Below are 3,416 nucleotides of genomic sequence, written 5' to 3' on the forward strand. Positions count from 1 at the left end.
CACCAGTAACTGCATCCCATTCTAAATGAACATCAGTATTAACTCCATTTGGTGTTGTCGTAATTGTAATATTCAAAGGAGGATCAGGTTGAACTATTTCTGCTTCGGTCAAGCAGTATGCCAGATCATACTCTAGAAGACTATAATCTGAACCATCCCATTGATATGCCATTTCATCTCCATCATAGCCATAAAATGCCCAGGGAGAATTCATCCATAAGAAATAACAATCAGTTTCAGTATTTTGGATAGAAACCCATCCTTCTGTTAAATCACAACAAGGATCGAGTATATAACTATAATCATAAACCCAGTAACCATAATCAACATCAGAGTTTGGAACAACAGTTTTTGTAGGAGTCACACCTAAATATGAGCAAATAACATTACCCGGTAAGCCGCCAATATTATCATAAAATACGATGTTAAATGTATTGGCAGTCGAGCATTCTGTCCACCCGGCATCATAAAATAGATTTAATCCCCACCAGTGAATATCACAGATTTGGTCTGTCAGACCCCAGAAATCTTCATAAACCAGATATCCTAATGCTTCACAGCTTGTTGCAGCAGACCAACCTTGACCAGGATTTCCTAAAGGCTGATTCCAGATTGTAAGATCCATCGGACATTCATATAATGGTTCCGGAGGTAGAACACATTCCCCCGAGATCGGAACTACTTCAGTTCCTGCATCAGTAATAACAGTCAATGTTGTAGAATATGAACCAACAGCATTTGGATCAAATTGAACTGTTACTTCCACAGGTGGATTTACCATTGTCGGGTATGGTGCTCCGGTATCATTAGTGATGGTGAATTCCGGATCACCGGTTAAATATGGGGCTGGATCAATAGTAATATTTCCAGTACCTAAATTTTCAATTGTAAAGATTTGAGTTCCTGGAGTAGAAACTCCTAATACATGATCAGGATACACATAAGTTGATGGTGTAACACTTAAGACCGGTCCGCCATATTCATAATGATATAATTCAAAAGCAAGTCCAGCTCCTGTGTCATCCTGCGTCCAATACGGTGTACCTAATAATGGAAATCCACCCACTACTGGGCAGCCAGGATTTACTGTAGAAAACATCCAGCCCCATTGAGGTTGAAACTGCATAACAGCTTGGATTGCAATCCAATAGGTTTGACCGACTGTAGGTGTAAAAGCAGGACTTAATTCTACCCAATGGTCGTAATCATCGGTTTGACCGCACTCTGTGTCTTCATGTGAATCTGCATATGGAATATACCAGGAAGCAATTGCATCCTGAACAGGATCGTCCCCGGTCAATACAGGTGAACAAAATCCATTATCAAGGTAAAGGTAAATATTCCATCCATCCGGAGGGAAATTTCCTGATGCTCCGGGATTCCAATAACCTCCCCACCACTTAACATGAGTTATATCTCCTGGATCCGTAGTAAATGTGAAGTCGTCAGCTTTTTGAGAATCAAAGGGATAAGCTGTGTCGAGTTGCGATGAAGTAAGGCTGGAAGCACAATTCACGGGTTGAGACCATATAACGGTACCCGGAGGAGTGCTTCTGGAAGTGTTAATCGATATTTTATCTTTTGTTACTGAAGAATCGAGTCTCTCTGAAGATGATGTAATTGTGGCAGCTAAGAAGCCAATTATTAAGATAAATATAGCGATCGCATAAATTTTTTTCATTATACTCTCCTATTTTTTTTATTTAAAAATTTCAGTTTTTTGGTGCGAATAAATAATAAAGTACCAACCTCGATATTAAAAAAACAAAAACCATATCTGCGACATTAATGCGTTATCATTTTAATAACGCCACACTATAACCTTATCAAAGTGAATTTAGTTATTTTAATAAAGTTAAAATACTCTATAATGTGTCAAGGTTTTTTTAGGGATTACAGGCATACCCCCTTTTTTTAAAAGAATCTGACATTAAGTTGTAAACTGTTGTGATCTTTATTTCTTATTTTTATTATAAACAAAAATTCCAGCTGAAGCCGATATTAGAATCATCCCTCCAATAATACTCCAGATATCCGAAATTTCTTGCCATAAAAAATATCCGATTATTGCGGAAAAAATGATATTCGTATAATTATAGATCGCAACTTCTGAAGCTTTTGCATATTTATAGGCAAGAGTCAGACCAAACTGTCCGATAGCAGCAAATATTCCTGTTCCTGAAAGGAAAATAAGCTGGATAAAAGTTGGAATTTTAAATTTCATCATCATCAGCGGAAACATGACAATAACGGAAACCAAAGAGAAAAAGAAAACAATAGTTGCCGGTTTTTCACGGTTTCCTAAAAATCTGACCAGAGTATAAGCTGCTCCGGCAAACATGGCAGATAAGAATCCGGCAAAAGCAGGAAGAACAGAAAGTTCAAGTTTTGGTTTGATGATCAAAAGAGCAGAACAGAACACGATTATCAAAGCCGCAATTTGAAACCGGGAAAGTTTCTCCTTAAGAAATAACCAGGCAAAGAAAGTTACGAAAAAGGGTGAAAGTTTGTTCAACATCGAAGAGTCTGCCAGATAAAGATTATTGATCGCATAAAAATATAAGACAACTCCGAGAAGACCGAGGAAAGACCTTAACAGCAGATATTTCAGATTTTCTTTTTTTTCAATAATTTTATCTTTACCTTTCCTGATCATAAAAAAGGCAACTATTAAACTAACCAGGTTTCGGAAAAATACCTTCTCGAATAAGGGAATATTTCCTGCCAGCCTGACATTTGCTGCCATAAACGCAAAAGCCAGAGCAGAGATAAGCATAAAAATTACCGATTTCGATCTATTCAGCAAACTTTCTCCTTTTTAAGAAAACATGCTGAATTCCAAAAATCTGGCAAGTTTTAATTTAATAAACTTGACGCAAATGAGCGCATATTGATTTTAATATTTGATTTTGAGAAACAGGAGAAAACATTAATGCTCGGTAAAAAGGAAAAAGAATTCAACATCATCAAGATCTATAAAAGCTGGTATGTTCTGTTATTATTTTCGTTAATTTTATTGCTTCTTACCTACATAATCACATCATCTGAATTTATGAAAGAAGTGGAATACAAACTGATCGATCTACGTTTCAAACTTGCTCCCATTCCGGAAAGAGCAGATTCCAATATAGTCATTGTTACGATTGATGATGCAAGTTTGAATTTTTTTAAAGAAAATGGGATTTCCTATCCCTGGCCCAGATCGTATTATGCTCATGTTGTTGATTATTTCAGCAAAGCAGGGGCAGAAGCTGTCATTTTTGATATGCAGTTTTATGAACCTGACATGGATTGGGAAGAAACTTATGCAGAAGAAACTGATGGAATGTTTGCCGAATCGATCGCAAAAGCGGCAAATGTCTATTTATCTGCTCAACTTTCTGCAGATGAAAGATTGGATCGAGCAGATCTTTCCC

At 36.9% G+C, this 3,416-nt stretch carries 3 protein-coding genes; 1 reads left to right on the forward strand and 2 read right to left on the reverse strand.

Annotated elements, in window-relative coordinates:
* The coding region (locus ENL20_12370) for a hypothetical protein (GenBank protein ID HHE39347.1) at positions 1-1,681 on the reverse strand (1,681 nt) is incomplete at its 3' end.
* 273 nt (positions 1,682-1,954) lie between these two features.
* Positions 1,955-2,806 (reverse strand): DMT family transporter, encoded by an 852-nt coding sequence (locus ENL20_12375; GenBank protein HHE39348.1) that lies wholly within the window; start codon positions 2,804-2,806, stop codon positions 1,955-1,957.
* A 126-nt stretch (positions 2,807-2,932) separates the two neighbouring features.
* On the opposite strand from ENL20_12375, the gene ENL20_12380 reads away from it, so the two are divergent.
* Positions 2,933-3,416, forward strand: a 484-nt coding sequence (locus tag ENL20_12380) for a CHASE2 domain-containing protein (protein ID HHE39349.1), incomplete at its 3' end; no start/stop codon positions are given.

This window comes from Candidatus Cloacimonadota bacterium (assembly GCA_011372345.1).
Classification (GTDB): Bacteria; Cloacimonadota; Cloacimonadia; order Cloacimonadales; family TCS61; genus DRTC01.